The organism is Pseudarthrobacter sp. NIBRBAC000502770 (assembly GCF_006517815.1).
Lineage (GTDB): Bacteria > Actinomycetota > Actinomycetes > Actinomycetales > Micrococcaceae > Arthrobacter > Arthrobacter niigatensis.
Window position 1 is genome coordinate 4,342,357 of the sequence record NZ_CP041198.1, and the last position, 24,951, is coordinate 4,367,307.

Annotated in this window: 24 protein-coding genes, 1 pseudogene and 1 riboswitch; of the genes and pseudogenes, 12 read left to right on the top strand and 13 right to left on the bottom strand. The window is 66.5% G+C overall.

Annotated elements, in window-relative coordinates:
- Window positions 1-72: 72 nt before the first annotated feature.
- Window positions 73-702, bottom strand: coding sequence for a uracil-DNA glycosylase (locus tag NIBR502770_RS20705; RefSeq protein ID WP_141183204.1), 630 nt, complete (start codon window positions 700-702; stop codon window positions 73-75).
- 200 nt (window positions 703-902) lie between these two features.
- Window positions 903-2,111 carry a cobalamin-independent methionine synthase II family protein gene (locus NIBR502770_RS20710; RefSeq protein WP_141183205.1) on the bottom strand — a complete coding sequence of 403 codons (1,209 nt, stop codon included), beginning with the start codon at window positions 2,109-2,111 and terminating at the stop codon, window positions 903-905.
- A 13-nt stretch (window positions 2,112-2,124) separates the two neighbouring features.
- A riboswitch (SAM riboswitch) is annotated at window positions 2,125-2,230 on the bottom strand.
- 228 nt (window positions 2,231-2,458) lie between these two features.
- Between NIBR502770_RS20710 and NIBR502770_RS20715 the strand changes: the two genes are divergently transcribed.
- The 5 genes from NIBR502770_RS20715 (at window position 2,459) to NIBR502770_RS20735 (ending at window position 7,400) form a co-directional block, all read left to right on the top strand.
- A complete protein-coding gene (locus NIBR502770_RS20715) occupies window positions 2,459-3,523 on the top strand; it encodes a M14 family zinc carboxypeptidase (protein WP_141158306.1) in 1,065 nt (354 codons plus the stop codon).
- Between the two features lie 235 nt (window positions 3,524-3,758).
- Complete coding sequence (locus tag NIBR502770_RS20720; protein WP_141158305.1) at window positions 3,759-5,048, top strand: adenylosuccinate synthase; 1,290 nt, start codon at window positions 3,759-3,761, stop codon at window positions 5,046-5,048.
- Between the two features lie 221 nt (window positions 5,049-5,269).
- Window positions 5,270-5,641 (top strand): DUF1508 domain-containing protein, encoded by a 372-nt coding sequence (locus NIBR502770_RS20725; RefSeq protein ID WP_141183206.1) that lies wholly within the window; start codon window positions 5,270-5,272, stop codon window positions 5,639-5,641.
- A gap of 275 nt (window positions 5,642-5,916) precedes the next feature.
- Window positions 5,917-6,468 (top strand): RNA polymerase sigma factor, encoded by a 552-nt coding sequence (locus tag NIBR502770_RS20730; protein WP_141183207.1) that lies wholly within the window; start codon window positions 5,917-5,919, stop codon window positions 6,466-6,468.
- Window positions 6,465-7,400, top strand: a complete 936-nt coding sequence (locus tag NIBR502770_RS20735; protein ID WP_141183208.1) for a hypothetical protein — start codon at window positions 6,465-6,467, stop codon at window positions 7,398-7,400. Before NIBR502770_RS20730 ends, NIBR502770_RS20735 begins: the two co-directional genes overlap by 4 nt.
- Before the next feature lie 60 nt (window positions 7,401-7,460).
- On the opposite strand, the gene NIBR502770_RS20740 is transcribed toward NIBR502770_RS20735, so the two are convergent.
- The 4 genes and pseudogenes from NIBR502770_RS20740 to acs all read right to left on the bottom strand — a co-directional run.
- Entirely contained in the window at window positions 7,461-7,955 is a 495-nt protein-coding gene (locus NIBR502770_RS20740) for a CoA-binding protein (RefSeq protein ID WP_141158301.1), read from the bottom strand.
- Window positions 7,952-9,304, bottom strand: a complete 1,353-nt coding sequence (locus NIBR502770_RS20745; protein WP_141158300.1) for an O-acetylhomoserine aminocarboxypropyltransferase/cysteine synthase family protein — start codon at window positions 9,302-9,304, stop codon at window positions 7,952-7,954. Before NIBR502770_RS20745 ends, NIBR502770_RS20740 begins: the two co-directional genes overlap by 4 nt.
- Window positions 9,304-10,497, bottom strand: a complete 1,194-nt coding sequence (gene sfnG, locus NIBR502770_RS20750) for a dimethylsulfone monooxygenase SfnG (RefSeq protein WP_141183209.1) — start codon at window positions 10,495-10,497, stop codon at window positions 9,304-9,306. The genes NIBR502770_RS20745 and sfnG overlap by 1 nt, the downstream gene beginning before the upstream one ends.
- Window positions 10,494-12,455, bottom strand: a pseudogene (gene acs, locus NIBR502770_RS20755) (acetate--CoA ligase); the annotation flags it as partial. The pseudogene acs and the gene sfnG, both read right to left, overlap by 4 nt.
- 308 nt (window positions 12,456-12,763) lie before the next feature.
- Here acs and NIBR502770_RS20760 point away from each other — a divergent pair.
- On the top strand, window positions 12,764-13,189 hold the full coding sequence (locus NIBR502770_RS20760) for a CoA-binding protein (RefSeq protein ID WP_141158297.1): 426 nt from the start codon (window positions 12,764-12,766) through the stop codon (window positions 13,187-13,189).
- Here NIBR502770_RS20760 and NIBR502770_RS20765 read toward each other — a convergent pair.
- Window positions 13,186-14,226, bottom strand: coding sequence for an isopenicillin N synthase family oxygenase (locus NIBR502770_RS20765; protein WP_141183211.1), 1,041 nt, complete (start codon window positions 14,224-14,226; stop codon window positions 13,186-13,188). The genes NIBR502770_RS20760 and NIBR502770_RS20765 overlap by 4 nt on opposite strands.
- Before the next feature lie 45 nt (window positions 14,227-14,271).
- Here NIBR502770_RS20765 and NIBR502770_RS20770 point away from each other — a divergent pair, with 45 nt between their 5' ends.
- From NIBR502770_RS20770 to NIBR502770_RS20785, 4 genes are read left to right on the top strand one after another with little or no spacing between them, the layout of a single operon-like run.
- Window positions 14,272-14,685, top strand: a complete 414-nt coding sequence (locus NIBR502770_RS20770; RefSeq protein WP_141183212.1) for an MmcQ/YjbR family DNA-binding protein — start codon at window positions 14,272-14,274, stop codon at window positions 14,683-14,685.
- Window positions 14,678-15,226 carry a DUF1990 family protein gene (locus tag NIBR502770_RS20775; RefSeq protein ID WP_141183213.1) on the top strand — a complete coding sequence of 183 codons (549 nt, stop codon included), beginning with the start codon at window positions 14,678-14,680 and terminating at the stop codon, window positions 15,224-15,226. The genes NIBR502770_RS20770 and NIBR502770_RS20775 overlap by 8 nt, the downstream gene beginning before the upstream one ends.
- Window positions 15,223-15,543 carry a putative quinol monooxygenase gene (locus tag NIBR502770_RS20780; RefSeq protein WP_141158236.1) on the top strand — a complete coding sequence of 107 codons (321 nt, stop codon included), beginning with the start codon at window positions 15,223-15,225 and terminating at the stop codon, window positions 15,541-15,543. Before NIBR502770_RS20775 ends, NIBR502770_RS20780 begins: the two co-directional genes overlap by 4 nt.
- Before the next feature lie 8 nt (window positions 15,544-15,551).
- Window positions 15,552-15,845, top strand: a complete 294-nt coding sequence (locus NIBR502770_RS20785; protein WP_141183214.1) for a DUF503 domain-containing protein — start codon at window positions 15,552-15,554, stop codon at window positions 15,843-15,845.
- A 74-nt stretch (window positions 15,846-15,919) separates the two neighbouring features.
- Here the strand turns inward: NIBR502770_RS20785 and purL are convergent, their stop codons facing one another.
- Genes purL through purS form a run of 3 tightly spaced genes read right to left on the bottom strand, consistent with a single transcriptional unit; the run spans window position 15,920 to window position 19,252 of the window.
- A complete protein-coding gene (purL, locus tag NIBR502770_RS20790) occupies window positions 15,920-18,229 on the bottom strand; it encodes a phosphoribosylformylglycinamidine synthase subunit PurL (RefSeq protein ID WP_141183215.1) in 2,310 nt (769 codons plus the stop codon).
- Window positions 18,226-18,999 carry a phosphoribosylformylglycinamidine synthase subunit PurQ gene (gene purQ / locus NIBR502770_RS20795; protein ID WP_141158234.1) on the bottom strand — a complete coding sequence of 258 codons (774 nt, stop codon included), beginning with the start codon at window positions 18,997-18,999 and terminating at the stop codon, window positions 18,226-18,228. The genes purL and purQ overlap by 4 nt, the downstream gene beginning before the upstream one ends.
- Before the next feature lies 1 nt (window position 19,000).
- Entirely contained in the window at window positions 19,001-19,252 is a 252-nt protein-coding gene (gene purS / locus NIBR502770_RS20800) for a phosphoribosylformylglycinamidine synthase subunit PurS (RefSeq protein WP_015935902.1), read from the bottom strand.
- A gap of 247 nt (window positions 19,253-19,499) precedes the next feature.
- On the opposite strand from purS, the gene NIBR502770_RS20805 reads away from it, so the two are divergent.
- Both NIBR502770_RS20805 and NIBR502770_RS20810 read left to right on the top strand, forming a co-directional pair.
- Complete coding sequence (locus NIBR502770_RS20805; RefSeq protein WP_141158233.1) at window positions 19,500-19,685, top strand: hypothetical protein; 186 nt, start codon at window positions 19,500-19,502, stop codon at window positions 19,683-19,685.
- Between the two features lie 254 nt (window positions 19,686-19,939).
- A complete protein-coding gene (locus NIBR502770_RS20810; protein WP_246857344.1) occupies window positions 19,940-23,071 on the top strand; it encodes a S8 family serine peptidase in 3,132 nt (1,043 codons plus the stop codon).
- A gap of 73 nt (window positions 23,072-23,144) precedes the next feature.
- On the opposite strand, the gene NIBR502770_RS20815 is transcribed toward NIBR502770_RS20810, so the two are convergent.
- The 3 genes from NIBR502770_RS20815 to NIBR502770_RS20825 are packed head-to-tail and all read right to left on the bottom strand — an operon-like array spanning window position 23,145 to window position 24,944.
- Complete coding sequence (locus tag NIBR502770_RS20815; RefSeq protein WP_141183216.1) at window positions 23,145-23,477, bottom strand: serine protease inhibitor; 333 nt, start codon at window positions 23,475-23,477, stop codon at window positions 23,145-23,147.
- Window positions 23,474-24,406, bottom strand: coding sequence for a 3-methyladenine DNA glycosylase (locus NIBR502770_RS20820; RefSeq protein WP_141183217.1), 933 nt, complete (start codon window positions 24,404-24,406; stop codon window positions 23,474-23,476). Before NIBR502770_RS20820 ends, NIBR502770_RS20815 begins: the two co-directional genes overlap by 4 nt.
- A complete protein-coding gene (locus NIBR502770_RS20825) occupies window positions 24,384-24,944 on the bottom strand; it encodes an SSI family serine proteinase inhibitor (RefSeq protein WP_141183218.1) in 561 nt (186 codons plus the stop codon). The genes NIBR502770_RS20820 and NIBR502770_RS20825 overlap by 23 nt, the downstream gene beginning before the upstream one ends.
- Between the last annotated feature and the right edge of the window lie 7 nt (window positions 24,945-24,951).

The window sequence follows — 24,951 nt, forward strand, 5'->3', positions numbered from 1 at the left end:
AGCTTGGATTAAAGCGCGACGACGGGTGGTTACCTTTCCTGGAAAGGAAACCACCCGTGGTCGTTCGTTCGTTTATGGCTTGGCGATGCCTGTGCGGGCCATGGCATCGGCGTAGGCCGCGCGCATGTCCTCGAGGTATTCCTCCTGGCGCGCCGGGGAACCGGCGAAGGCGCGGCCGCTCAGCGACCGGACCTTGTAGGTCTTCAGGCCGCGGCGCCAGAGCAGGGGCACCTCCGTCTTCAGCAGGAGGTTAGCCAGGCGGTTGGCTTCAGTGCCGTGCGCAACGATCACGGAGGCGCGGGGGACCAGGGCGAGGAACTTCAGCAGCGGCTTCAGGCCGGCCTGGATCTGGTCCGGAGTGAACTTGCCGTTGACTTCGCCGGGGACGTGCCAGGGGTGGACGTTCCACGGCATCACGAACTCGGGGCGCAACCCCAGCTTCCACTGGAGCCCCAGCATTCGGGTCGCGGCGTCCTGGTCCCCGGCAGTGATGAACCCGGACGGGTCCGCCTCGCCGATGTTGGAGAACAGGCTGATGATGCGGCATTCCTCAACGTCGTGCATCGGGTCCACATAGGGCACCACGGTTCCGGGCTTGGCCTCCTGCAGGGAATCACACAGTCCATTGACGGCGGCAACGCTGGGTTCGTAGCGGCGGCTCATGAGCTGTTCGTGGAATGTTTCTGGGGCCAGGGCTGTCATGAAGTGCTGGTTCTCCTGCGGGGATTGATATTGCTTCCACCGGTGAAAATGGGCGCGCGGCGGCGCGGATCATCAACGGCGGTTAGTTGGGGTGGGCCGATTCCTGGTCGGCCTCTGCCAGTTTACCAAGCCCGGGGAAACGAAACGCCGGCCGCCCCTTCCGGTGATGGAAGGCACAGCCGGCGCAGCGGTACGACGGACTACCAGAGGCGGTTGGTGGCGCGGCGAGCACCCTCGCCGAGGGCCTCCAGCTTGGCGAAGGCGATCTGTGGGTGCACCCTGCCGCCCAGGCCGCAGTCGGTGGAGGCAATGACATTTTCGCGGCCCACGACGTCGGCAAAGCGGACAATGCGGTCAGCCACCAGGTCGGGGTGTTCCACCACGTTGGTGGCATGCGACACGACGCCCGGGATGATGACCTTGCCCTCGGGGAGCTTGGTGTCCTCCCATACACGCCATTCGTGTTCGTGGCGGACGTTGGCTGCCTCGAAGGAGTATGCGCCCGCGTTGACCTGCAGCACCGAGCCGATGATGTCGGCGAAAGGGATGTCCGTGGTGTGCGGGCCGTGCCAGGAACCCCAGCAGACATGCAGCCGGATCTGTTCCTGGGGCAGGTCCCGGAGGGCCCAGTTGGTGGCCTCGACGCGCAGCTGGATGAACTTCAGGTAGTCCTCCAGGCTGGGCTCGGGATTGATCTGGTCCCAGCTCTCGGCCAGGGACGGATCGTCGAGCTGCACGGTGAGGCCGGCGTCGACGATGGCCTTGTATTCCTCCCGCATGGCATCGGCACAGGCGTAGACAAGTTCCTCATCGGACTTGTAGTACTCGTTGGCCACGCGGGCGCACGAGCCGGGAGAGAGGGATGCCACGAAGCCGTCCGACAACCCGGCGGCGGCGAGGCCGGTCTTCAGGTTCTTGATGTCCGATGCCACCAGGTCCTGGCCCGTGTAGGTCAGGGGTCCGGCGATCTTGGGCTGGGTCACGCTCTTGCGGTGGGACAGGATGCCCGAGGACGGGTCGTTGTAGGCCTCGTTGAACGCCTGCCGGTCGCGCCTGTCGGGGAAGGAGGTCAGGACAATGTTGCCGGGGGAGGAGCGGTGCACCTGGGCATCGGCCCAGCGGTCCACATTGGTTGGCTCCAGGCCGCCCAGCCGTGCGAAGGAGTAGTTCCACCAGGCGCCATAGTCCACGGAGTTGGCCATCGTGTGCCCGTATTCGCCGTCGTTGGGAATGTCGATCCCGAGGTCCTTCTGGCGCCGGACCACGTCCACCACGGAGGTTTCCAGGAGGTCCAGGAATTCAGGGGTGACGCCGTCGGTTTCCTTGGCGGCATTGGCCGCGATGAGTTCCGGGGTGCGGGGCAACGATCCGGCGTGGGTGACGCGGATGTGGTCGGTGTTCAGGGGCATGCTGGAATCTTCCTTTCCATCGGTCCTGGCAGTAGCACCTTCGGTCCGGCAGGAATCCTGCTGGACCGTGGTTGCTGCGGCGTCATCGAGCCAGGTCTCTCGGCCGCTCCGGATGGTTCACTCTCACTAAATCGAGAGACCCACCTTGGGGCAAGTCCGTGCCGCTTTATGTCGCGGCCCGCTGCCCGGCTGCTTCCCTGCCCTTGCCCGGCGGGCAGCAGCATACTTACAGACTTTGTCCAGCTTGTTGACAGGTTTCGTTAAGCTTGGTTGGCTGAGGTCACATGCCACCGCCGCAACGGAGCTGGCCGGTGGCGCCCCGATGCACTCGAAAGAGGTAACGCACTGTGAAGAAATCCCTGGCAAATTTCAGGACCCTCGCCGCCTCCGGAGCCCTGGCGCTGGCCGTCGTCGCGGGTCCCGCCCCGCTGGCACACGCTGTGGGCGAAGGCCCCAATTACGACGGCAACGGCCAGATCACCACCTCCAAGCTCGCCACGTACGAACAGATGGTCTCGTTCCTGAAGGACCAGGACGCCCGCCAGCCGGCAATGGAGCTGGAGGTCATCGGGCAAACGGTCAAGGGGCGCGACATCCACCTGGTCAAGTACATTTCGGACCCCGCCAAGCCCACCATTCTGTACCTGACCCAGCAGCACGGCAACGAGCAGCTCACCACCGAGGGCGCCATGGAGTTCATCAAGCACCTGGGGGCCGGTAAATCCGCTGACATCCTCAAAGGCGTGAACATTCTGGTGGTGCCCATGCTCAATGCGGACGGGGCCATGGGGGACGTGAACTTCTCCCTGGAAAACTACCTTGCCAAGGGGGACCGCAACCTCACCCGCTACAACGCCGAGGGCGTGGACCTGAACCGCGACCATGTGGCCAAGGTCCAGCCGGAGACCCAGGCGCTGCACAACAACGTCATGCGCAAGTACCGGATCGACTACATGATCGACCTGCACCACCAGGGCACCCGGGCCGAGCGTGACGGCAAGCTGGTATCCGGCTCCATCCTGTACCCCACCACCCCCAACGCCGACCCCGCCGTCGTCGAAAAATCAAAGCAGCTTGGCGCCGTGGTCTTCAACAACGTCGACTCCACCGGCTGGGGACACCTGGGCAAGTACCAGGGCGGCAGCGCCGAAACCATCAGCCGAAACGGCATCTCCGTGGAGTACGGCATCGCCACCCTGCTCTTCGAGATGCGCGGCATGTCGGACCACTACCTGGACGGCTATGCTCTCGGGCAGCGCAGCAACGGCTACCTGATCAAGCAGACTGTCACCACGCTGACCTCCACGGCCGCAGCCATCGCGGACGGGTCCATTGCCGACGCCGACACCTCCTTCTGGAACACACTCGCCGAACAGACGTCCCGCCCCGCCGGGGAGGCTGAGGACGAATAGGCGGCACCGCCCGCCGCGGCCTTTTGGCAGAAACGGCCGCGGCGGGCCACAACAGTGGACGAAGTGCCCTATCGGCTAAACTTGGGTGGTAAGAGCCCCGGAACTCTTGCTTCGCTGCGCCGTGCTGCGGCTGTGCGAAGGCCGGTCTGTTCGGGGCATTCTCATGAACGGCGCTGCATCGGCCTGCCACCTGGTGGCCGGGCCCGGGCAGCCCGAACGAATGGGGGAGGATCCCATGCCAGCAATTGTGATCGTAGGAGCCCAGTGGGGCGACGAAGGAAAAGGCAAGGCCACCGACCTGCTGGGCGGCCGTGTTGACTACGTCGTCAAGCCCAACGGCGGCAACAACGCCGGGCACACCGTCGTCGTAGGCGGTGAAAAGTACGAACTCAAGCTTCTGCCGGCCGGCATTCTCAGCCCCAACGCCGTTCCCATCATCGGCAACGGCTGCGTGGTGAACCTGGAGGCCCTCTTCCAGGAAATCGACGGACTCCAGGCGCGTGGCGCCGACACCTCAAAGCTGCGGGTCTCCGCCAACGCCCACCTGGTGGCGCCGTACCACCAGGTGCTGGACAAGGTAACCGAACGCTTCCTGGGCAGCCGGGCCATTGGCACCACCGGCCGCGGCATCGGCCCTGCCTACATGGACAAGGTTGCCCGGCTGGGCATCCGCGTCCAGGATGTCTTTGACGAATCGATCCTCCGCCAGAAGGTGGAAGGCTCGCTGCGGCAGAAGAACGAACTCCTGGTCAAGGTCTACAACCGCCGCGGTGTGGTGGTGGACGAGATCGTGGAGTACTTCCTGTCCTTCGCCGAGCGGCTCCGCCCGCTGGTCATCGACAGCACCCTGGTCCTGAACTCCGCGCTGGATGAGGGCAAGGTAGTCCTGATGGAGGGCGGCCAGGCAACCTTCCTGGACGTGGACCACGGCACCTACCCGTTCGTGACCTCCTCCAACCCCACCGCCGGCGGCGCCTCCGTGGGCTCCGGCATCGGCCCTACCCGGATCTCCCGCTCCATCGGCATCATCAAGGCCTACACCACCCGCGTTGGTGCCGGCCCATTCCCCACGGAACTCTTCGATGAGATGGGCATGTACCTGCAGAAGACCGGCGGCGAATTTGGCGTCAACACCGGACGCCCGCGCCGCTGTGGCTGGTACGATGCGGTCCTGGCGCGGCACGCCTCCCGCGTAAACGGCTTCACTGACTACTTCGTCACCAAGCTGGACGTGCTCACCGGCATCGAGCAGATTCCGGTATGTGTCGCCTACGACGTGGACGGTGTCCGGCACGACGAAATGCCCATGACGCAGACCGAGTTCCACCACGCGAAGCCCATCTTCGAGTACTTCGACGGCTGGACCGAGGACATCACCGGAGCCCGGACGCTGGCAGACCTTCCGGAGAACGCGCGCAACTACGTGCTGGCCCTGGAAAAGCTTTCCGGAACCCGGTTCTCCGCCATCGGCGTTGGCCCGGACCGGGACCAGACCATCGTGGTGAACGACCTCATCAAGGACTAGATTTTGTGGGCCCACGCCCGCGGGGTTCCCTGGCCGCGTTTGCGGGGCTGGGGAGCGGGTGGGGACTACGACGGCGGCAGGCCACCTTCGCAGGTGGCCTGCCGCTTGTTTTTGGCAGCCGGAAAGCGAATTTACACAGGCTTAACGCGCACGGTCTTGTGAGGCTTCCGGTGCCGCCGCCAGACTCGTCTGTACCACCTGGTGCCCAAGGAAGGATCGTCATGGCCGGAAAATTTGAAGCATTCATCGACGCTGATTCGTTCTTCAGGTTCCGGCTCCTGGCTCCGGACGGGGCCGTGATCGCCGTCTCGGGCCCGTTCGAGGACAAAGCCGCCGTGGTGGCCGGGATAGCCGCGGTTCGCGAATGTGCCGGAACCGGCCTGGTCACCGATCTCTGTCCCGCGGGGGCCGTCTCCCGTTCCGCGCCTGTACCCGCTGCAGCTGCGGCCGCCATCCCGGTGGAGCTGCCCGCCGCCGTCGTACCTGTATGCAGCGAGGAGCGCACGCCCGCCCTGGCGCACGCCTTCGTGCCGGCAGGGGCACCCCGCCGGCACGCCATTGTGCCCCGGTGGACCAGGACAGCTACCCGCTGAAAATGATTTCCAACTTTTTTTGAAGAAGGCGTAACCCTCCGGGCGGCCGGAGCGATTACCTCTATGAAGCGCCGGTCTGGAACCTGTCCCCCATCACGTTCCAGACCGGCTCTTTTGTCTTTCCGCAAGGGTGGCTGCCAGGCTGCGCCCGTCGCTGGCCGCGGGCCGAGGCGCTTCTGGCTGCGCGGTTACTGGAGGGTAGACTAGGCGCAGCGTTCCGGATGTACTGAACGCTTGCCTTGCCACCGCCCTTCTTGACGGAAAGCACCACGTCAGTGACCGATGCACAGACAGACGAGGCTCCGGACCGGCCAGAGTCCGGGACCGCTGCCTTCAGCCTGGTCTATAAGGCGTATGCATCACAGGTTCTGGGCTATCTCACGGCCCGGGGAGTCGAGGATCCGGAGGCCGCCATGCAGGAAGTGTTCCTGTCCGTGTTGCCACGGCTCGGTACCGTGCGCGGAGGGGAGTCCGGGCTGCGGACCTTCATCTTCTCTGTTGCCCACGCCCGGATGGTGGATGACCACCGCCGCCAGAGCCGTACTCCGGCCAAGCTGCCCTTCGAGCCCGAGCTGGACCGGCGCGAGGACATGTCGGCGGAGAAGGAAGCACTGCAGCGCATCGCACCCCGGGAAGTCCTCAGGATGTTGGACGGGCTGCCCCGGGACCAGCGGGACGTCCTGTCGCTGCGCCTGGTGGGTGGCCTCACGGTGGAACAGACGGCGGAGACCATGGAAAAGAGCGCTGGTTCGGTCAAGCAGCTTCAGCGGCGCGCATTGCTGAAACTCCGGGAACTTGCCGCAGTGAAGGAGTACCTCGCGCCATGACGCCTGCCCCGGATAACCTTGCCGCCCTCGTCGATGACATGCTGCTGGATGTCGGCTTCGAACAGGACGCGGACCTTCGCGGCGCCCTCCATTCGCTGGGTGCCCTCGCGTCCCTTCCCACGCCCGAGCCCACCGGGGAGCTCGCTGCACTGCTCACGGCTGGCGGGCCGGCCCGGGGGGAGGCCCCCGTACCTGCCGGCGCACTCGATGCCGCAGGCAGGCAGCCTGGAGAACGCGAAGCTGACCAGGACGATGGACCGCCCGCCGATGAGCTGGCGCGCCGCCGCCGTCGCAGGCACCGCCCCACCACGCTGGGGCTGGTGCTGGTGGCCGGCATGGGGCTGGGAGTTGGCGGGGTAGCCGCCAGCTCAGCACCTCCCGGGAACAGCCCCGTGGAGCAGCTGCTGGCGGATTTGTCGCCTTGGAACAGTTCGGTGAGCGAGCCGTCGGCCGCCGGCTACGGCTACCGTGCTCCCAGGGTGGCTTCCGATGGGGAACTTGCCGCCGCCGGCCCGGAGGCCGCAGCGGGCGGGGCCACCGACGCGGCCAACCTCGCCTCCCGCCTCCTGCCGGACCAGGCCGGAACTTCCCGGCACACAGGGCATGCGCACACTGGCACGCCGCTCTGCGCCGGTCCCGTCAATCACGAAGCAGCCGGCAGGATGTGTCTGCCTGCGGGGGCAGGGCCGGCCACGCAGGGCGACGGAGCTGGCCGCGGCACGGAGAACCAAGGAACTGCGGCGGAAGAGCCGGCAGGACCGGCCGCCGCGAACCAGGGGAAGGCGGGCACACCCGCGCCGGATAATGCGCCCGCAGCGGCGGGTGCGGCCGGCGGGCCAGCGAAACCCACTGCCGGAGTGGTCCAGGGCCAGGCAGGTTCCCAGGGCACGGGGCAGGGAAACGGCCCCCGGCCCACGTCTCCGGCGAAATAGCCGAAAGACGGCAACAGCGGGCCCGTTAAACGGACCCGCTGTTGTTTTCTTCAGCGGCGGTCAGGCGATGACCTGGCGTTTGGAGGAAATCACGCCGGTATCGAAACCGGCCAGGTGGAGGCCGCCGTGGAAGCGCGCGTGCTCGATCTTCACGCAGCGGTCCATCACCACGTTGAGCCCTGCGGCTTCCGCGCCTGCCGCGACGCCTTCATGCCAGGAGCCCAGCTGCAGCCAGAGTGTTTTGGCGCCGGCGGCCACTGCCTCGTCAAGGACGCCGGGAAGGTCGTCGTGCTTGCGGAACACGTCAACGATGTCCGGGCTTTCCGGCAGGTCCGCCAGGGATGCAAACGTGGGCTGGCCCAGGATCTCCTTCACCACCGGGTTCACGAAGTACACCTTGTAGCGGGTGGAGGAGAGCAGGTACGTGGCCACGAAGTAGCTGGCCCGCGACGGTTTGTCGGAAGCCCCGACAATGGCGATGGATTTCGCCTGCCGGAGCAACGCCAGCCGCTCCGGTGCTGACGGGCCGGACCAGGTGCGTTCGGCGGTGCTCATGCGTTTGCTCCGATCGTGCAGGCGTCTGCGGGTTCTTCGACCACAATGGCGTCCCGGGCCGCGGCGTTGGAGGCTTCGGCGAGTGCCTGGTCCAGGTCCCACAGGATGTCCTCGATGTCCTCAAGGCCCACCGAGATGCGGACCAGGTCCTCCGGCACGCCCGCGGATTCCAGCTGTGCCGCACTGAGCTGCTGGTGGGTGGTGGAGCCGGGGTGGATCACCAGGGTGCGGGAGTCACCCACGTTGGCCAGGTGGGAAGCCAGCTGCAGGGATTCGATGAACTTCTGCCCCGCGGCGCGCCCACCCTTCACCCCGAAGGAGAAGACTGATCCGGGGCCCAGCGGCAGGTACTTCTTGGCCCGCTCGAAGTGCGGGTGGGAGGGCAGGCCGGAGTAGTTGACATAGGCCACCCGGTCATCGTTTGCCAGCCACTCGGCCACGGCCCGGGCGTTCTTCAGGTGCTCGTCGAGCCGCTGCGGCAGTGTCTCAACGCCTTGGAGCAGCTGGAACGCGGACTGCGGCGACAGCGCCGGGCCGATGTCGCGCAGCTGCTCGCTGCGCAGCTTGGTGAGGAAGCCGTACTCGCCGAAGTTGCCCCACCAGGAGACGTTGCCGTAGGAAGCCACGGGCTCGGTCATGGTGGGGAACTTGCCGTTGCCCCAGTTGAAGCGGCCGCTTTCCACCACCACGCCGCCCAGGGTGGTGCCGTGGCCGCCCAGGAACTTCGTGGCGGAATGGATCACGATGTCGGCGCCGTGCTCGATGGGCCGCACCAGGTACGGCGTGCTCAAGGTGGCGTCGACCACCAGGGGGATGCCGGCGTCGCGTGCCACCTTGGCCAGCCCCGCCAGGTCCTGGACCTCCGACGACGGGTTGGCCACCACCTCCACGAAGATGGCCTTGGTGTTGTCCCGGACCGCCGCGGCGTAGTCTGCAGGGTCGGTCCCGGTGACGAAGGTGGTGTCGACGCCGAACCGGCGAAGGGTGACATCGAGCTGGGTCACGGTGCCGCCATACAGCTGGGAGGCTGCCACGATGTGGTCGCCGGCCTGGGTGAGGGCGGCGAACGTGATGAACTCAGCGGCCATGCCCGAGGACGTGGCCACTGCGCCGATGCCGCCTTCGAGGGATGCGATGCGCTCCTCGAACGCCGCGACCGTGGGGTTGCCGATGCGGGAGTAGATGTTGCCGTACTTCTGGAGGGCGAACAGGTTGGCGGCGTCGTTGGTGTCCTTGAAGACGAAGGACGTGGTCTGGTAGATGGGTACGGCGCGGGCGCCGTGCTCGGCGTCGGGGGTGCCCCCGGCGTGCAGGGCGCGGGTGCGGAAACCGAAGGCGCGTTCAGCCATCAGACAGCCACCGCTTCGGCGGCAACCGGGGTTCCGGACAGGTCCAATTCGGTGCCGTTCTTCCGCGCCAGGTCGGCCTCCAGTTCGCGCACGATCGGGAGGATGTCGCGTCCGAACGCCGCCACCTCCTCCTGGAAGTGCAGGTAGCCCGTGAGGAACAGGTTCACGCCGATCTTCTTGTACTCCACGATGCGCCCGGCAATCTGCTCGGGGGTGCCGATGAGCTGGGTCTTGAACCCGTCGTTGTACTGGACCAGGTCCTCGAAGGTGGAGTCAGCCCACATGCCCTTGCCGTCCTTGGTGGAGGCGCCGGCTTCCTGCACGGCGTCGCGGAAGCCCTGGACGGCGGGTTTGTGCGCTTTTTCCACGATCTCGCGCAGGGTGTCCCGGGCTTCCTTTTCGGAGTCGCGGGCGATGACGAACCCGTTGAGGCCGAATCGGGGAGCGGCCAGCGGGCCTCCGGCGCCGCGGCCGGTTTCGCCGGCAGCGGCCACCACTCCGGCGATGTTGTCCTTGAAACCCTCGAGGTCTTTGCCGTTGGAGAAGTACCAGTCCGCCACGCGGCCCGCGGTGGCCTGGGCCGCCGTCGAGTTTCCGCCGAAGAAGATCTCCGGGTGGGCGCGGCCCGGGACGTCCACAGGGGCGGGGTTCAGGGTGAAATCGGTGATGTTGTAGTACTTGCCGGACTGGCTGTACTCCTTTTCGGTCCACAACCCGCGCAGGACGTTGATGAATTCCTCGGTGCGGACGTAGCGCTCGTCGTGCTCCAGCCACTCCAGGCCGAAGTTGGTGAACTCGCTCTTCAGCCAGCCGGAGACGATGTTCACGGCGGCGCGGCCGTTGGAGATGTGGTCGGCTGTGATGATGTACTTCGCCAGCACGCCGGGGTGCCACATTCCCGGGTGGACTGCGGCGATGACCTTCAGTCGCTCCGTGGCGGCCAGCAGTGCAAGGCTGAACGAGGTGGCCTCGTGCTGCTTGTCCGCGCCGTAGGAGGCGGCGTACCGGGTCTGGGTCAGGGCGTATTCGAAGCCGGATTCCTCGGCGATGCGCGCCAGCTTCTTGTTGTAGTCAAAGTCCCAGCCGGTGCGCTGCTCGATGGTGGATACCACCAGGCCGCCGGAAACGTTGGGCACCCAGTAGGCGAACTTGAGGGGCTCGGAGAGACGTGCGACGCTGCTGATGTCTGTCATGATTCTTCCTTCGTTAGGGCCCGCTGGCGCAGGACGTCCTGAATGCCGGCGATGGCCGGTTCGTTCTGGAGTGAGGTGGTGTCGCCCAGGGTTGTTCCTTCGAACAGTTGGGTGAGCAGCCGGCGCATGATTTTGCCGCTGCGGGTCTTGGGAACATCGGGAACCACGACGACGTCGCGCGGCTTGGCGATGGGGCCGATCTCCTTGGCGACGTGGTTCCGGAGCTCGTCGAGGCAGTCGGCCGGGGCCCCGGCCTTCAGGACGACGAAGGCAACCACGGCGTGGCCGGTCTTCGGATCCGCTACCGGGCAGACGCCGGCCTCCACGACGTCCGGGTGCGATACCAGGGCGGATTCGATCTCGATGGTGGAGAGCAGGTGTCCGGAGACGTTCAGGGTGTCATCCACGCGGCCCAGGATCCAAATGTCACCGTCGGCATCGTACTTGGCGCCGTCGCCGGCCAGGAACCAGCCCCGGTCCGCGTACTTGCTCCAGTAGGAATCGAAGTAGCGCCGTGGGTTTCCCCAGACGGTGCGGGCAATGGCGGGCCCGGGGGAGTCAACCACGATGTTTCCCTGGACGCCCGGGGCCACGTTATTGCCGCCGTCGTCCACGATCCTGGTGCTTACCCCCGGCAGCGGGCGTGCGGCGCAGCCGGGCTTGAAACTGGTGTCCGTGGGCGCGGGGGAGAGGATGGTGGCGCCGGTTTCGGACTGCCACCACGTGTCCACCACGGGTGCGGTGCCGGCGCCCACGTTCTGCCGCAGCCAGCGCCAGGCCTCCGGGTTGACCGCTTCGCCCACGGTGCCGAGCAGGCGGATGGAGGACAGGTCATAGGTGTCCGGCACGCCGTCCGGGAACCAGCCCATAAGGGACCTGACCAGCGTGGGCGCGGTGTAGTACTGCGTCACGCCGTAGCGTTCGATGATTTCGAAATGCCGGCCCGGGTGTGGCGTGTTCGGGGTGCCCTCGAAGATGACCTGCGTGGCGCCGTTGGACAGCGGCCCGTAGATCTCGTAAGTGTGCGCCGTAACCCAGGCGAGATCGGCCGTGCACCAGTGCACGTCGCGGTCCCGGAGCGCGGGGTCCGGGTTGCTGAACAGGTGCTCGAAACTCCACGACGCCTGCGTCAGGTAGCCGCCGGAGGTGTGCACCAGGCCCTTGGGCTTCCCGGTGGTCCCGGACGTGTACATGATGAACAGCGGCGTCTCGGCGTCGAACGCCTCCGGTTCGTGGACGTCCGGGGAGCTCCCGACGGCGTCATGCCACCAGACGTCGCGGCCTTCCGTCATGGGCACGGTTGTGAGTTGGCCGGCAGGGGTGGTGCGGTTGACCACCAGGACGTGTTCGATGGCATTGTCCCCGGCGACGGCTGCGTCCGCGTTGTCCTTCACGGGAACGGCCACGCCGCGGCGGAACTGGCCGTCCGTGGTGACCAGGAGCTTGGCACCCGTGTCCTCCACCCGGAACTTCAGTGCTTCGGCGGAAAAACCACCAAACACCAGGGAGTGGATGGCGCCGATCCGGGCCACGGCGAGCGTGATGATGACGGTCTCGGGGATGACCGGGAGGTAGATGACCACGCGGTCGCCCTTGGTGATGCCCAGGGCCAGGAGGGCATTGGCGGCCTTGGCCACCTCTCGTTGGAGTTCGGCGTACGTGATGGATCTTCGGTCGCCCGGCTCGCCTTCGAAGTGGAGGGCCACCTTGTTTCCGCGGCCGGCCGCGACGTGGCGGTCCACGCAGTTGGCTGCCACGTTGAGCCGTCCGCCTTCAAACCAGGTGATTTCCGGTCCGCGGCCGGCTTCAGGGTCCGCCGGATTCCAGCGGTGCGCCGTGTGCCACGGGGTATCCCAGTCCAGGCGCAGCGCCTGCTGTTCCCAGAAGGCAACGTTGTCCGGGTGCACTCCCGCGTTCAGGTGCATCGTTTCGGTGGTGCTCACGCCCATCGTTTCACTCCATCGGTCCTGGCGGTAGCACCCTGTGGAGGCAGCCCTCCGGAGCGGTCAGCTCCAGGTACCCGCGGCTGCGGTCTTTGCTATCGCCGCGGCATTGGGGGCCGTCCGGCGACCAGGATTGCTGCGGCGTCATCGATCCAGGTCTCTCGGCCGCTCGGGATGGTCAAAGACCACTACACTCCAGTGAATCGGCAGGAGCAAACCCTTGCGTCCGCCGCGTAATATTCGTTCATGACGTCCACTAGTGCCGTGAATCATTCTCTTATTCGACGCGCTGTGACTTCGGGCAGGGAGCGTAGTCTGAACCCATGGGCCACACGAACGATCCTGCAGTCATTGAACGGCTTATGCGAACCAAGGGCCGATGGGCCATTGTGGGCCTGACCACCAATGAGTGGCGCTCAGCCTATGATGTTTCGCTGTTGATCCGCGACCGGCTGGGCATGGACATCATCCCCGTCAACCTGCCAGGGGATCCGGTCCACGGCGAACCGGGGTACCGCACCCTGGCGGACATTCCGGCGGAAAAGCGGCCCATCGACGTCGTGGATTGCTTTGTGAATTCACAGAAGGTGGGCAGCGTGGTTGACCAGGCTATTGCTGTGGGTGCCAAGGCTGTGTGGCTGCAACTGGGCGTTATTGACGAAGCGGCGGCGGAGCGCGCCAAGGCGGCCGGCCTCGATGTGGTGATGAACGCCTGCCCCGCCCAGGTTGCCTGGAAATACGGGCTTTAGGGCTCCCCCGGCTGCTTCAGCAATTCCGGATAATGCCGCTCGGTAACGTCCGGGTGCGCGCGCATGCGCCCCTTCAGCATGTTCAGGCCGAAGGATGCCAGCAGCGGGTTGGCGGGATCGTCCGTGATGCCGCGGGCCGCCGCTTTCAGTCCAGGCGCAAGGGGAACGGGCTCGATGACAGCGTCCAGCCGTGGTGACCAGAAGAACGGCACCGAGTAGCGGTCCACGCCCGGCGGTGGGGCCTGGACACGGTGGATGGTGGCCGCCAGGTAACCCTCGGTGGCCACTTCCAGCATCTCACCCAGGTTCACCACCAGCGCACCCGGCAGGGGCTCCACCGGCAGCCATTCGCTGGTACCGGGCGGCAGGACCTCAAGGCCGCCTACGCCGTCCTGCAGCAGGAGCGTCACGAACCCGTAATCGGCGTGGGAGCCGACGCCCTGGTCGCCGGCTTCTTCCACGACACCACCCACGTAGTGCACCAGCTTGCCCATCCACGCCGGGGTGTCCCGGAAGGGTTCATCAAAGTAGTCCTCCGGCAACTGGAGCGAAACCGCGATGGCCCGCAGCAGTTCCATCCCTACCTCTGACATGAGGTCAGCCCATTCCATGGCGGCGGGCTTGAGTGGGGGGAACGCTTCGTCGGGCCAGAGGTTTGGCCCCTGCAGCAGCCAGTAGGGCTGGTCCTCCGGGAAGTCCGGCACCGGTTCGCGCTCGGGGGAGTAGTCGATCTGCTCCCGCGCGTCCGCCCGGCCCTGGGTCACTTCGGTGCCCATGCGGGTGTAGCCGCGGAAGTGCGGGGACAGGCGGTTGTCCAGCTTCATCCGCTCGGCAAGGGGAAGGTTGAAGAACTGCCGCACAAGGTCCAGCAACTCTTCAGCCTGGCCGGGTCGCCCGCCGTAGCCGGTGATTTGGAAGAAGCCCACGTCATGGGTGGCATGCCGCAGCTGCTCGATGAATTCCGGGCTGAAGGATCCGTAGGGCTGCCGTGCGGAACTCAGATCCAGAACAGGAATGGCTCCCTGGTCGCGTGACATCCTCGCAGACTAGCACCGTACCCGCCTGCTTTATAGGCTTCCTTCATGGACCCCAACGCGCTGCGGACAATCTGCCTTTCGTTTCCCGGCGCCTACGAGGATTTTCCGTTCGGACCGGAAACGTCGGTCTTCAAAGTGCGGTCCCGCATCGCCGGGGGCGCCCGCCACGAGGCGAAGCTGTTTGCCCTGTCATCCATGGACGAGGACGACTTCTACGTGAACCTGAAGTGCGAACCGGCCCTTGCCGTGCAGCTGCGGGCAGTGCATCCGGCGATTACCGGCGCGTGGCACATGAACAAGACCCACTGGAACGGTGTCCGCCTTGACGGATCGCTGCCGGACGGGATGGTCCGGGACATGGTGGAGGACTCGTACGACCTGGTGGTGGCAGGCTTGAGCCGGAAGCAGCAGGAGCAACTGGGGTGGGCACGCCTCGGGAAGGCAGGCAGCAGTGACTGACAAGGCAACTGCCCGGCTCGAATACCCGGGAGTGGGAAGCACCGAAGAAGGGAGTGCCCCCGAAGGATACGACCGTGTCCTGCAGGAGGTCCGCCTGGGCACCGGGCTGGATACCTACCGGCGCGTGGCGGACGGCATCCTCGCCTGGGAACTGCAGCGGCGGGCGGGGCTCCGGGTCCGGGCCGACTCGCCCCGGGCCGTGCCGGGGGCACACGTGGTGAGCGGATTCGGCGTCGGGCCCTTCCGCCTGCCGGCACCCTGCCAGGTCGTGTGGGTCCATGATCCGGTGCCAGGCGGCATCCCGCAGTCCGCCGGTTTCGGCTATGGCACTTTGCCCGGCCACCCTGCCCGCGGGGAGGAATCCTTTGAAGTGGGGATCGACGGCCAGGCGGAGGTGTGGCTGCGGATCCAGGCCTTCAGCAGGCCCGCCAACTGGTTCTACGCCGCCGGCGGACTGGTGACCCGCGCGGCGCAGCGCTACGTTACTTCCCGGTACATTGAAGGGGCACGCAGTCTCGCCGCGGAAGGAAAATCCCAGTGATCTTTATTGTCGTCAAGTTCAAGGTCAAGCCCGAGTGGTCCGAGCGCTGGCCGGAGCTCGTGGCAGACTTCACCGAAGCCACCCGCAAGGAACCGGGCAATCTCTGGTTCGACTGGTCCCGCAGCCTGGATGACCCCAACGAATACGTCCTGGTGGAAGCTTTCCAGGATGACGCCGCCGGCGACCACGTGAACAGCGACCACTTCAAGAAAGCCATGGCGGACATGCCCCAGGCCCTCGTTGAGACGCCGAAGATCATCAGCCGGCAGCTCGACGGCGAAGGCTGGGACCTCATGGGCGAACTCACCATCGGCTAGGGACTGCGATGTGGATCGGCTGGACCGAGTTCGACATCCTCCTTGGCGATGTGCACAGCCTCAAGGAGAAACGTTCCGTGGTCCGGCCGCTCCTGGCCGAACTCAAGCGCCGGTTCGAGGTGTCCGTAGCGGAGGTGGGGGACCACAGCCAGTACCGGCGCACCCGGCTTGGCGTTGGCCTGGTGGCAGCGGACCGGGCGCACGTCGTAGAGGTGCTCGCCGCCGTCGAACGCTTCGTGGCCGGCCGCCCGGAGATCGAGCTGCTCAGTGCCCGCCAGCGCGAGTTCCACAGCGAGGACTGAACCGGTCCTTAAATGCGGACGGACACCCAAAGCCCTCTCTCTGGGCTCGAGTGTCCGTCCGCGTTCCGTGGGGCCTAGCCGAAGTACTTCGGCAGCGTCCCCTCGTGGGCTTCGCGGAGGGCGTCCAGGGACAGGCTCTCCACGCCATTGATGTCCAGGGTGCCGCTCGCCGCGTCCACCACACCAATGCGGGTGTGCGCGAAGCCACGGGCGGTGCACATGTCCGTGAAGCGGATCTCCTCCGACCTCGGGACACCCACGATGGCGCGGCCCTGGGACTCGGAGAAGAGCGCCGTGAACAGGTCCACGCCGTCCCGGTCAACAACATCCTGAAGGGCAATCCGGGCACCCACGCCGTAGCGCAGCGAGGACTCCACCAGCGCAGCCGCCAGGCCGCCCTCGGAGAGGTCGTGCGCAGCGTCGATCATGCCGTCGCGGGAAGCGTTGATGAGGATCTCGCCCAGGGCGCGTTCTGCCTCGAGGTCCACCTTCGGCGGCTGGCCGCCCAGGTGGCCGCGCATGTTGGCCCACTCGGAACCGTCCAGTTCGGCGCCCGTGGTGCCCAGCAGGTAGATGGCCTGGCCGTCCTCGCGCCAGCCCGACGGCGTGCGCCGCGCGACGTCGTCGAGCTTACCCAGCACCGCCACCACGGGGGAGGGGTGGATGGGCGTGGTGCCCGTCTGGTTGTACAGCGAGACGTTGCCGCCGGTGACGGGGATGCCCAGCACCATGCAGGCGTCGGACAGGCCGCGGATGGCCTCGGCGAGCTGCCACATGACGTCCGGGTCCTCGGGGGAGCCGAAGTTCAGGCAGTCGCTGACGGCCATGGGGATGGCGCCCGCGGTGGCGACGTTACGGTAGGCCTCGGCCAGTGCCAGCTGCGCGCCGTGGTACGGGTCCAGGTAGGTGTAGCGGCCGTTGGCATCGGTGGCCAGGGCAACGCCCAGGCCTGACTCCTCGTCAACGCGGACCACGCCGGCGTCGTCGGGGAACGCCATGGAGGTGTTGCCGCCGACGTAGCGGTCGTACTGGTTGGTGATCCAGGCCTTGGAGCACATGTTCGGCGAGGCCACGAGCTCGGTGACGGCCGCGGCGAGCTCAGCAGGGGCGGCCGGACGGCCGGCGTCCTGCACCGAGCCAGTGAAGGTGTCCGCCTGCACGGCGTCCTGCCACTCGGGGCGGGCGAACGGGCGGTCGTAGACCGGGCCGTCGTGCGCCACGGTGCGGGGATCGACGTCGACAATCACGTCGCCTTCCCACGTGATGATCAGGCGGCCGGTGTCGGTCACCTCGCCCAGCCAGGAGTACTCCACGGCCCACTTGTCCATGACGGCCTCGAACGCTTCCACGTTCTCCGGCGTGACCACGGCCATCATGCGCTCCTGCGACTCGGACATCAGGATCTCGCCCGGGGTCAGCGTGGGGTCGCGGAGCAGGACGGAGGTCAGCTCAACCTGCATGCCGCCGTCGCCATTGGATGCAAGCTCCGACGTGGCGCAGGAGATGCCTGCGGCGCCGAGGTCCTGGATGCCTTCCACCAGGGAGCCCTTGAAGAGCTCCAGGCAGCACTCGATGAGCACCTTCTCCGCGAAGGGATCGCCCACCTGGACGGCGGGGCGCTTGGAGGGCTTGGTGTCATCGAAGGACTCGGAGGCCAGCACGGAGGCGCCGCCGATTCCGTCGCCGCCGGTGCGTGCACCGAACAAAACCACCTTGTTGCCCTTGCCGGAGGCGTTGGCCAGGCGGATATCCTCGTGGCGCATGACGCCGACAGCCAGGGCGTTGACCAGCGGGTTGCCCTGGTAGACGGAGTCGAACACCATCTCGCCGCCGATGTTCGGCAGGCCCAGCGAGTTGCCGTAGCCGCCGATGCCCGCCACGGCGCCGTGCATGACGCGGGCGGTGTCCGGGTGGTCGATGGCGCCGAAGCGCAGCGGGTCCATGACGGCGACGGGACGGGCGCCCATGGAGATGATGTCGCGGACAATGCCGCCGATGCCGGTCGCGGCGCCCTGGTAGGGCTCAACGAACGACGGCGAGTTGTGCGATTCGATCTTGAAGGTCACGGCCCAGCCGTCCCCCAGGTTGGTCACGCCGGCGTTTTCGCCGATGCCCACCAGCATGTCCTTCTTCATTTCCTCGGTGACCTTCTGCCCGAACTGGCGCAGGTGGTTCTTGGAGGACTTGTAGGAGCAGTGCTCGCTCCACATGACGGAGTACATGGCCAGTTCGGCGCCGGTGGGGCGGCGGCCAAGGACCTTGACGATCTCGTCGAACTCGTTCTGCTTCAGGCCAAGTTCCGCCCAGGGCAGCTCGGTGTCCGGAGTCTTGGCAGCGTTCTCGACGGTGTCGATGTTGAACTTCTTGGTGGTTTCGGTGGTCACTTGTCGCCTCCCACAATCTTGTTCAGGACGGAGGTGAAGAAGCCGAGGCCGTCGGTGTCGGAACCGCCGATGCCATCGAGCGATTCGGGGCCGAAGCCCGGTTCCACGGCGTGCTCGGGGTGCGGCATGAGGCCCACCACGTTGCCTGCTGCGTTGGAGATACCGGCGATGTCGCGGCGGGAGCCGTTCGGGTTGAAGCCCACATAACGGAAGACGACGCGGCCCTCGGCCTCAAGGGCGTCCAGGGTTTTCTCGTCAGCGATGTACTGGCCGTCCTGGTTCTTCAGCGGGATGGTGATTTCCTGGCCGGCCTGGTAGTCCAGCGTCCACGCGGTGTTGGTGTTCTCCACGCGCAGCACCTGGTCGCGGCAGAGGAACTTCAGGTGGTCGTTCTTGATCATCGAGCCGGGCAGCAGGTGCGATTCGGTGAGGATCTGGAACCCGTTGCAGATGCCCAGGACGGGCAGCTTGGCGTCGGAGTTGGCGGCGTCGATGATCCTGGACATCAGCGGCGCGAAGCGGGCAATGGCGCCGGCGCGGAGGTAATCGCCGTAGGAGAAGCCGCCGGGAATCACGACGGCGTCCACGTCACCAAGTTCGGTGTCGCCGTGCCAGAGTTCGACGGCGGTGGCACCGGCGAGGCGCACGGCGCGGGCAGCGTCCCGGTCGTCAAGGGTGCCGGGGAAGGTGACGACGCCGATGCGGGCGCCGGCGAGGCGCGGTTCCGCCGCGACAGCGACAGCTTCGCCGATCAGGGGAAGTTCAGTCATCTCAGGCCTCGACGACCTCGACGTTGACGACGTCCTCGATCACGGGGTTGGACAGGAGGGTTTCGGCGGCGTCACGGGCCTGGGCCAGGATTTCCTCGGTCACCTCGCCGTCGACCGTCAGTTCGAAACGCTTGCCCTGGCGGACAGAGCTGAAGCTGGTGAAGCCCAGCCGGGGGAGAGCGCCAACGATTGCCTTCCCCTGGGGGTCCAGAATCTCGGGCTTGGGCATGACGTCAACAACGATCCGGGGCATCCGGCAACTCCTGTGCGTGAGCTTGGGTAAGGGCGCAGCGGAGTGGTGCCGTCTCACGCCGTACCGGTGTGTCGGGGGACATGGTGGACGGGCGCTCCGCGAGCTTGCCCTATCATTCTACCGGCACGGGCGCATCGCTCTGAATCCCCGCGGCCCCGGTGGGGGTGCCGCACAAAACGCTGGAACATTCGAGGCGTATGGAGGTCTGGTTCTGGAGTTGCCGCAGGGCCTTCACTAGGATTGCTGGATGGCTGAGAATTCGAAGTCCGTGTTGTTGCCGATGGTCGCTGCTGCCGTGTTCGCCGGCCTGGGCCGCATGGTGTTCCAGAAGGTCAAGGCTGACCGCCTGGCCCGCGAGACGCGGGTGGCGGGCCCGGTGGATGAGAAGACCAGGCAGTGGATCAGTGACGTGGTGCGGACTCCGCGGCATTAGCCCGCAGGCATCCTCCCACTTTGTTGCAGGGCGTCCTTCGGGGCGCCCTTTTGCGTGCCTGAGGTTACTGAGGCTTTTGGCCGTCGTATGACAGGCGAAAATTTTTCAAATGTGCTCTATGTCATATCGCGCTCTCAGTCTGTACCCTGTGAACAGTCTGGTCTCAGCTAATTACAAAACCTGTAATTCCCTCTGCAGTGCCAGTCATTCGGGGCGCCCACCACTCTGGGCGGCACATCGTGAAAGGGTTGCACGTGAAATCAACTGGAAAGAGCCCCTTGCGGGCTGGGGGACTCCGGAAGGCGGCCGCCCTGGCCGTCGGGTTGCCCCTGATCCTTAGCTCGCTGGCAGAGGGGCCCGCTTCGGCGGCGCCTGACGTCCAGGGCGCCGGACACGCTTCATCCGCCGCCAAGGACGGCCAGTTCAGGGACGGCAGGTACATCGTGGTACTCGCCGGCCCGGCTGCCGCGGCCTATGAAGGGGGAACTGACGGGCTGGGCGCTACCAAGCCGCAGCAGGGCAGGAAGCTCGACGCGGGCAGTCCCAACTACAAGGCCTACGACGCCCATCTGCGCAAGCAGCAGCGCGACGTTGCAGCTGCGCAGGGGGTCACTCCCGCCAAGCAGTACACCGCGGCCCTGAACGGGTTTACGGCGGAACTGACCGCGGCGCAGGCGGGAGCCCTGTCCAAGGACAAGCGCGTCCTGGTGGTTGCGCCCGACGTCGAGAACAAACCCGATTACACCACCACCGACTTCCTCAAGCTCACCGGTCCTGATGGGACCTGGGCCAAGCAGTTCGGGGGCGAAGCCAACGCCGGCAAGGGCGTAGTGGTGGGCGTTATCGATTCGGGCTATGCCCCGGACAACCCCTTCCTTCAAGGGGAACCGGTGAAGGCCCTGCAGGGTGAGGCGCAGGTTGGCGTCCCCTACCGCACCGGCGACGGCAAAATTGCCATGCTCAAAGCGGACGGCACCACTTTCGAGGGTGAATGCCAGAAAGGACAGGGAACGGGGGCATCCTTCGACGGATCACTCTGCAATTCCAAGGTCATCGGGGCCCGGTACTTCGCGGATTCCTTCCTGCAGTACGTAACACCCGGCAACCGCGCCCCCGAAGAGCAGATCTCCCCCGTGGACGTGGGAAGCCACGGCACCCACACGGCCACCACTGCCGCCGGCAACGCCAATATCGAGCAGGTGATCGACGGGGCCAGCTTCGGCAAGAGCTCCGGCGTGGCGCCGGCCGCCAAGGTTTCGGTCTACAAGGTCTGCTGGGAAGACACGAACCCGGACACCGGCGGCTGCTACTCCTCCGCTTCGGTTGAGGCCGTGGACGCAGCCATCAAGGACGGCGTCGACGTCTTGAACTACTCCATTTCCGGAAACAACAACAGCACCACCGATCCCGTGGCGCTGGCCTTCCTGAACGCCGCCGCCGCCGGCATTTTTGTTTCTGCCTCGGCAGGAAATTCCGGTCCCACGGCCTCCACCGTCAACCACGCCTCGCCATGGCTGACCACGGTGGCCGCCGCAACCTTCCCCAGTGACCTGGTGGGCACGGTCAAGGTATCCGACGGATCGCTGTACCGCGGCGCATCCATCATGAAGTCCGAGCCGGCGGACAAGCCTGTGGTCCTGGCTGCTGCTGCCGCCGCGGCCGGTGCGGCCAACCCCAACCTCTGCGGCCCGGGAACCCTTGACGCCGCCAAGGTGGCCGGCAAGGTTGTTGTCTGCGACCGCGGCGTGGTGGACCGGACCGCCAAGAGCCAGGAAGTCCTGGACAAGGGCGGCGTGGGCATGATCCTGGTGAACCTCACCAGCAGCTCCGAGGACGCCGACAACCACGCTGTTCCCACCGTCCACGTCAACGCGCCCAAGAGCCTGGAGCTGAAGGCCAAGCTCGAAGCGAATCCGGCACTGACGGTAAGCCTGGTCAAGGGCGACCTGACCGGACTTCCCCCGGCGCCGGCGCCCCAGATCGCGGGCTTCTCGTCCCGCGGGCCCACCCTCGCGTCCGGCGGTGACCTGCTCAAGCCTGATATCTCGGCCCCGGGCGTGAACGTCCTTGCCGGCGTCTCCACGATCGGCAACCATGGCGACCAGTTCGGATTCATGTCCGGCACGTCCATGGCCGCGCCGCACATCGCCGGTTTCGGTGCCCTGGTGCTCGGCAAGCAGCCGAAATGGTCGCCCGCCATGGTGAAGTCCGCCATGATGACCACCGCCTACCCGCTGGTGAACGCCGACGGCACGCCCAATACCGATCCCTTCCAGGGCGGTGCCGGCCACATCGACTCCACCCGTGTCCTTGATCCCGGGCTGGTCTACGATTCAGGCATCCAGGACTGGCTCGGCTTCCTCAACGGACAGGGCGTGGAAACGGGAGCGCCGCAGGCGGGCACCATCGCTGCCCGCGACCTCAATGTTCCCTCGGTTGCCCTGGGCAGCCTGGTGGGTGAGGTCCAGGTCAAGCGCAAGCTGACCGCGCTGGTCCCGGGCATGTACCGCCCCGAAGTGGACATGCCGGGCTTCAACGTCAACGTCGAACCCAAGGCATTGAACTTCGCCAAGGCCGGGCAGACCCGTGAAGTGACCCTCACCATCCGGAACGTCAGCGGCCCAGTGGGCAAGTTCAGCACCGGCAGCCTCACCTGGAAGGGCCCCCGGACGGTGAGCTCACCGATCGCCATCCGGCCCGTTGACGCCCAGATCGCCCCGTCGTTCACCTTCAGCTCGCCCACGGGCACCGGCAGTGGATCGATGAACCTCGTATCCGGCTCGGACAGCCCCATCGCCGTCGGAGTAGAGGGGCTGGCACCCCTGAGCCAGACCGCCATCACCAAGACCCCGGGAGCGTACGCAGCCACGAACGACGCGCACAACGCCCTGCTCCAGGTGAAGGTGCCGGCCGGCGCCACGTTTGCCCGGCTGGGCATCCAGGCGCAGTCGAACGACGTCGACTGGGACATGGTGGTCTACGCACCGAACGGATCCGGGGGCCTCACAGCCACCCAGGTGGCAACGGCATCGGCCAGTGAGTTCCTGGACCTCGAATCACCGCGTCCCGGGACCTACTACGTGGTGGCGAACCTGTACGCCACCCCGGACAACGGGCCTGCCACTGCTGCGGTCCAGGCCGTCTCCTTTGCCGGTGACGCAGGCAACCTGACGGTTAATCCCAACCCCATCGTGGCGCCGAACGGGACCGCCACCTCGGCCACGCTCAATTGGACGGGACTTTCCGAAGGGTCGTACCTCTCCCGGCTGAGCCTGGGCAGCAACGGCATCAAGACCTGGGTCAACGTGCAGGTAGGTTCCGGCTCTGCCCCGGCTCCGGCCGGCGCTCCCCAGATGGGCATGGCCCAGGCTGTTCCCGCAGCCTGACCATCAACTATGCATGGGGGGAGGGTCCCGGACGATACGTCCGGGACCCTTTTTCGTGCCGGGCCCCCGGAGGTCAGGCGCCGTTGCCACCCAGCAGGGGAGCCATGGCCTTCCACCGGGCGATCTCGCAGCCATCCGTCCGGGTGAAGACCGAATGGACCGCCCGGCCATGGAACGTGCCGGAAACGACGGCCACCTGTGGTCCCCCGTACTGCTGGGTGCACAGCCTGGGTGGCCCGGGCCGGGGAAAGAAGATGTCTTCCCCGAATTCCTCCACAGCCGCCAGCGCAGCCTCCGGTGCCGGTAGGGTGGTCCCGGGCGCCGGAGTCCCGTCCTCCGCCACAAGCCGGAACACATACTCGGGAGCCTCCGGGGCCTCCCGGACGCTGATGGCCAGGTCGATCACTTCTGCACTCCATCTGCGAGGGCACCAAGGTCCAGGGCAACTCTCTCCCGCAGCGCGGTTGCCTCCGCGGCAAAATTGCGCTGGTGCTCAACGTAGGAAGCCTTGCCCTGTGGGGTTTCGATGGGAATGGCTGGGTAGCCCCACTCGGCGAGGTCGTATGGGGAAGCCTGCATGTCCATGGCCCGGATGCGCCAGGAGAGTTCGAAACAGTCCATGACCAGTTCGCTGGACAGTGCCGGCAACAGTTTGTATGCCCACTTGTAGAGGTCCATGTTGGCGTGCAGGCAGCCCGGCTGCTCCATGTGGCGCTGCGACTCCCGGCTGGGTGAAAACTCGTTGAGCGGGATGGCATCCGGGGTGTAGAACCGGAACGCGTCAAAGTGGGTGCACCGGATCCTGTTGTCCTCCACCACCTTGTCCGTACCCGCTGACCCAAGCCGCAGCTGCAGGTATTCGTGGCGGAGGTCGAACTTGTCCTGCCGGTAGACCATGGCCCATTCATGCAGGCCGAAGCAACCGAACTGGGCAGGCCGGGCCGCCGTGCCCCGAAGGATCACCCCGGCGAACGCCACTGCTTCCTTGCGGTCCGCAAGGAAGGCGGCCCGGTCGAAGGTGGCCGCCGTGCTTCCCGCAGGCAAGCCCAGGAAACCAAGCTCGCCGCCGTCGAGCCTCCGGTAATGCTTCCAGCCCAGCCGCTCGGCTGCCTGGGCGCCGGTGAGGACCGCGCCGGCGCCCGGGTGCCAGCGCTTCAACTGCCCCGGTTTCTGCGTGTAGTAGGTGAAAAGGAAATCCTCCACCGGGTGCTTTTGTCCTGCGGACCGGCGGGCCAGGTAAGGATCGGCGTAGCGGCTGACGCGCTGCAGGTGGGCTTCCCCCCGTGCCTGGGCGCTGTCCTCCGCCAGCAGGCTAAGAGGCTCCACCGGCGGCACCGAGCACATCCCCGGCAGCGTCCCATGCGCTGATCTCGCATCCGTTGGTCCGCGCAAATTTGGAATCCACGGCCACGCCGTCCACCATGCCCGTGACGGTAGCTGTTTGGGGGCCGCCGTACTGTTGGGTGCAGGGCCGCGACGTCCCTGCCGGGGCCGGGGCCAGGATGCCTGGGTTCGCTTTCAGCGCGGCGCAGGCGGCAGCGGCGTTGGGATGGCTGCTTTCGGCGGCGGGGGTGCCCGCGGAACAAACCAGGGTGTAGTCGACTTCGGGTGCGCCCGGGGACGGAACCACGGTGATGGCGAGCTCGGCATTTCCCTGTCCCGGGCCCTCGGCTGGCCGCGACGTGGCGGGGGCGGGCGCCGGTACCGAGGTTTCTGTGTCCGGAGAGGGGGCCGCAGTGCCGGCCGGGGAGCCTGCCGATGCGGTGGAGGGCGCTGTGGACGCGGATGTGCCATTGCCGGGAGTGCCGCTGCAGCCCGAGACCAGGCCGGCGGCAACGGCAAGGAATGCTGCGAGCATCCGGAACTTCCGCATCAGGCCA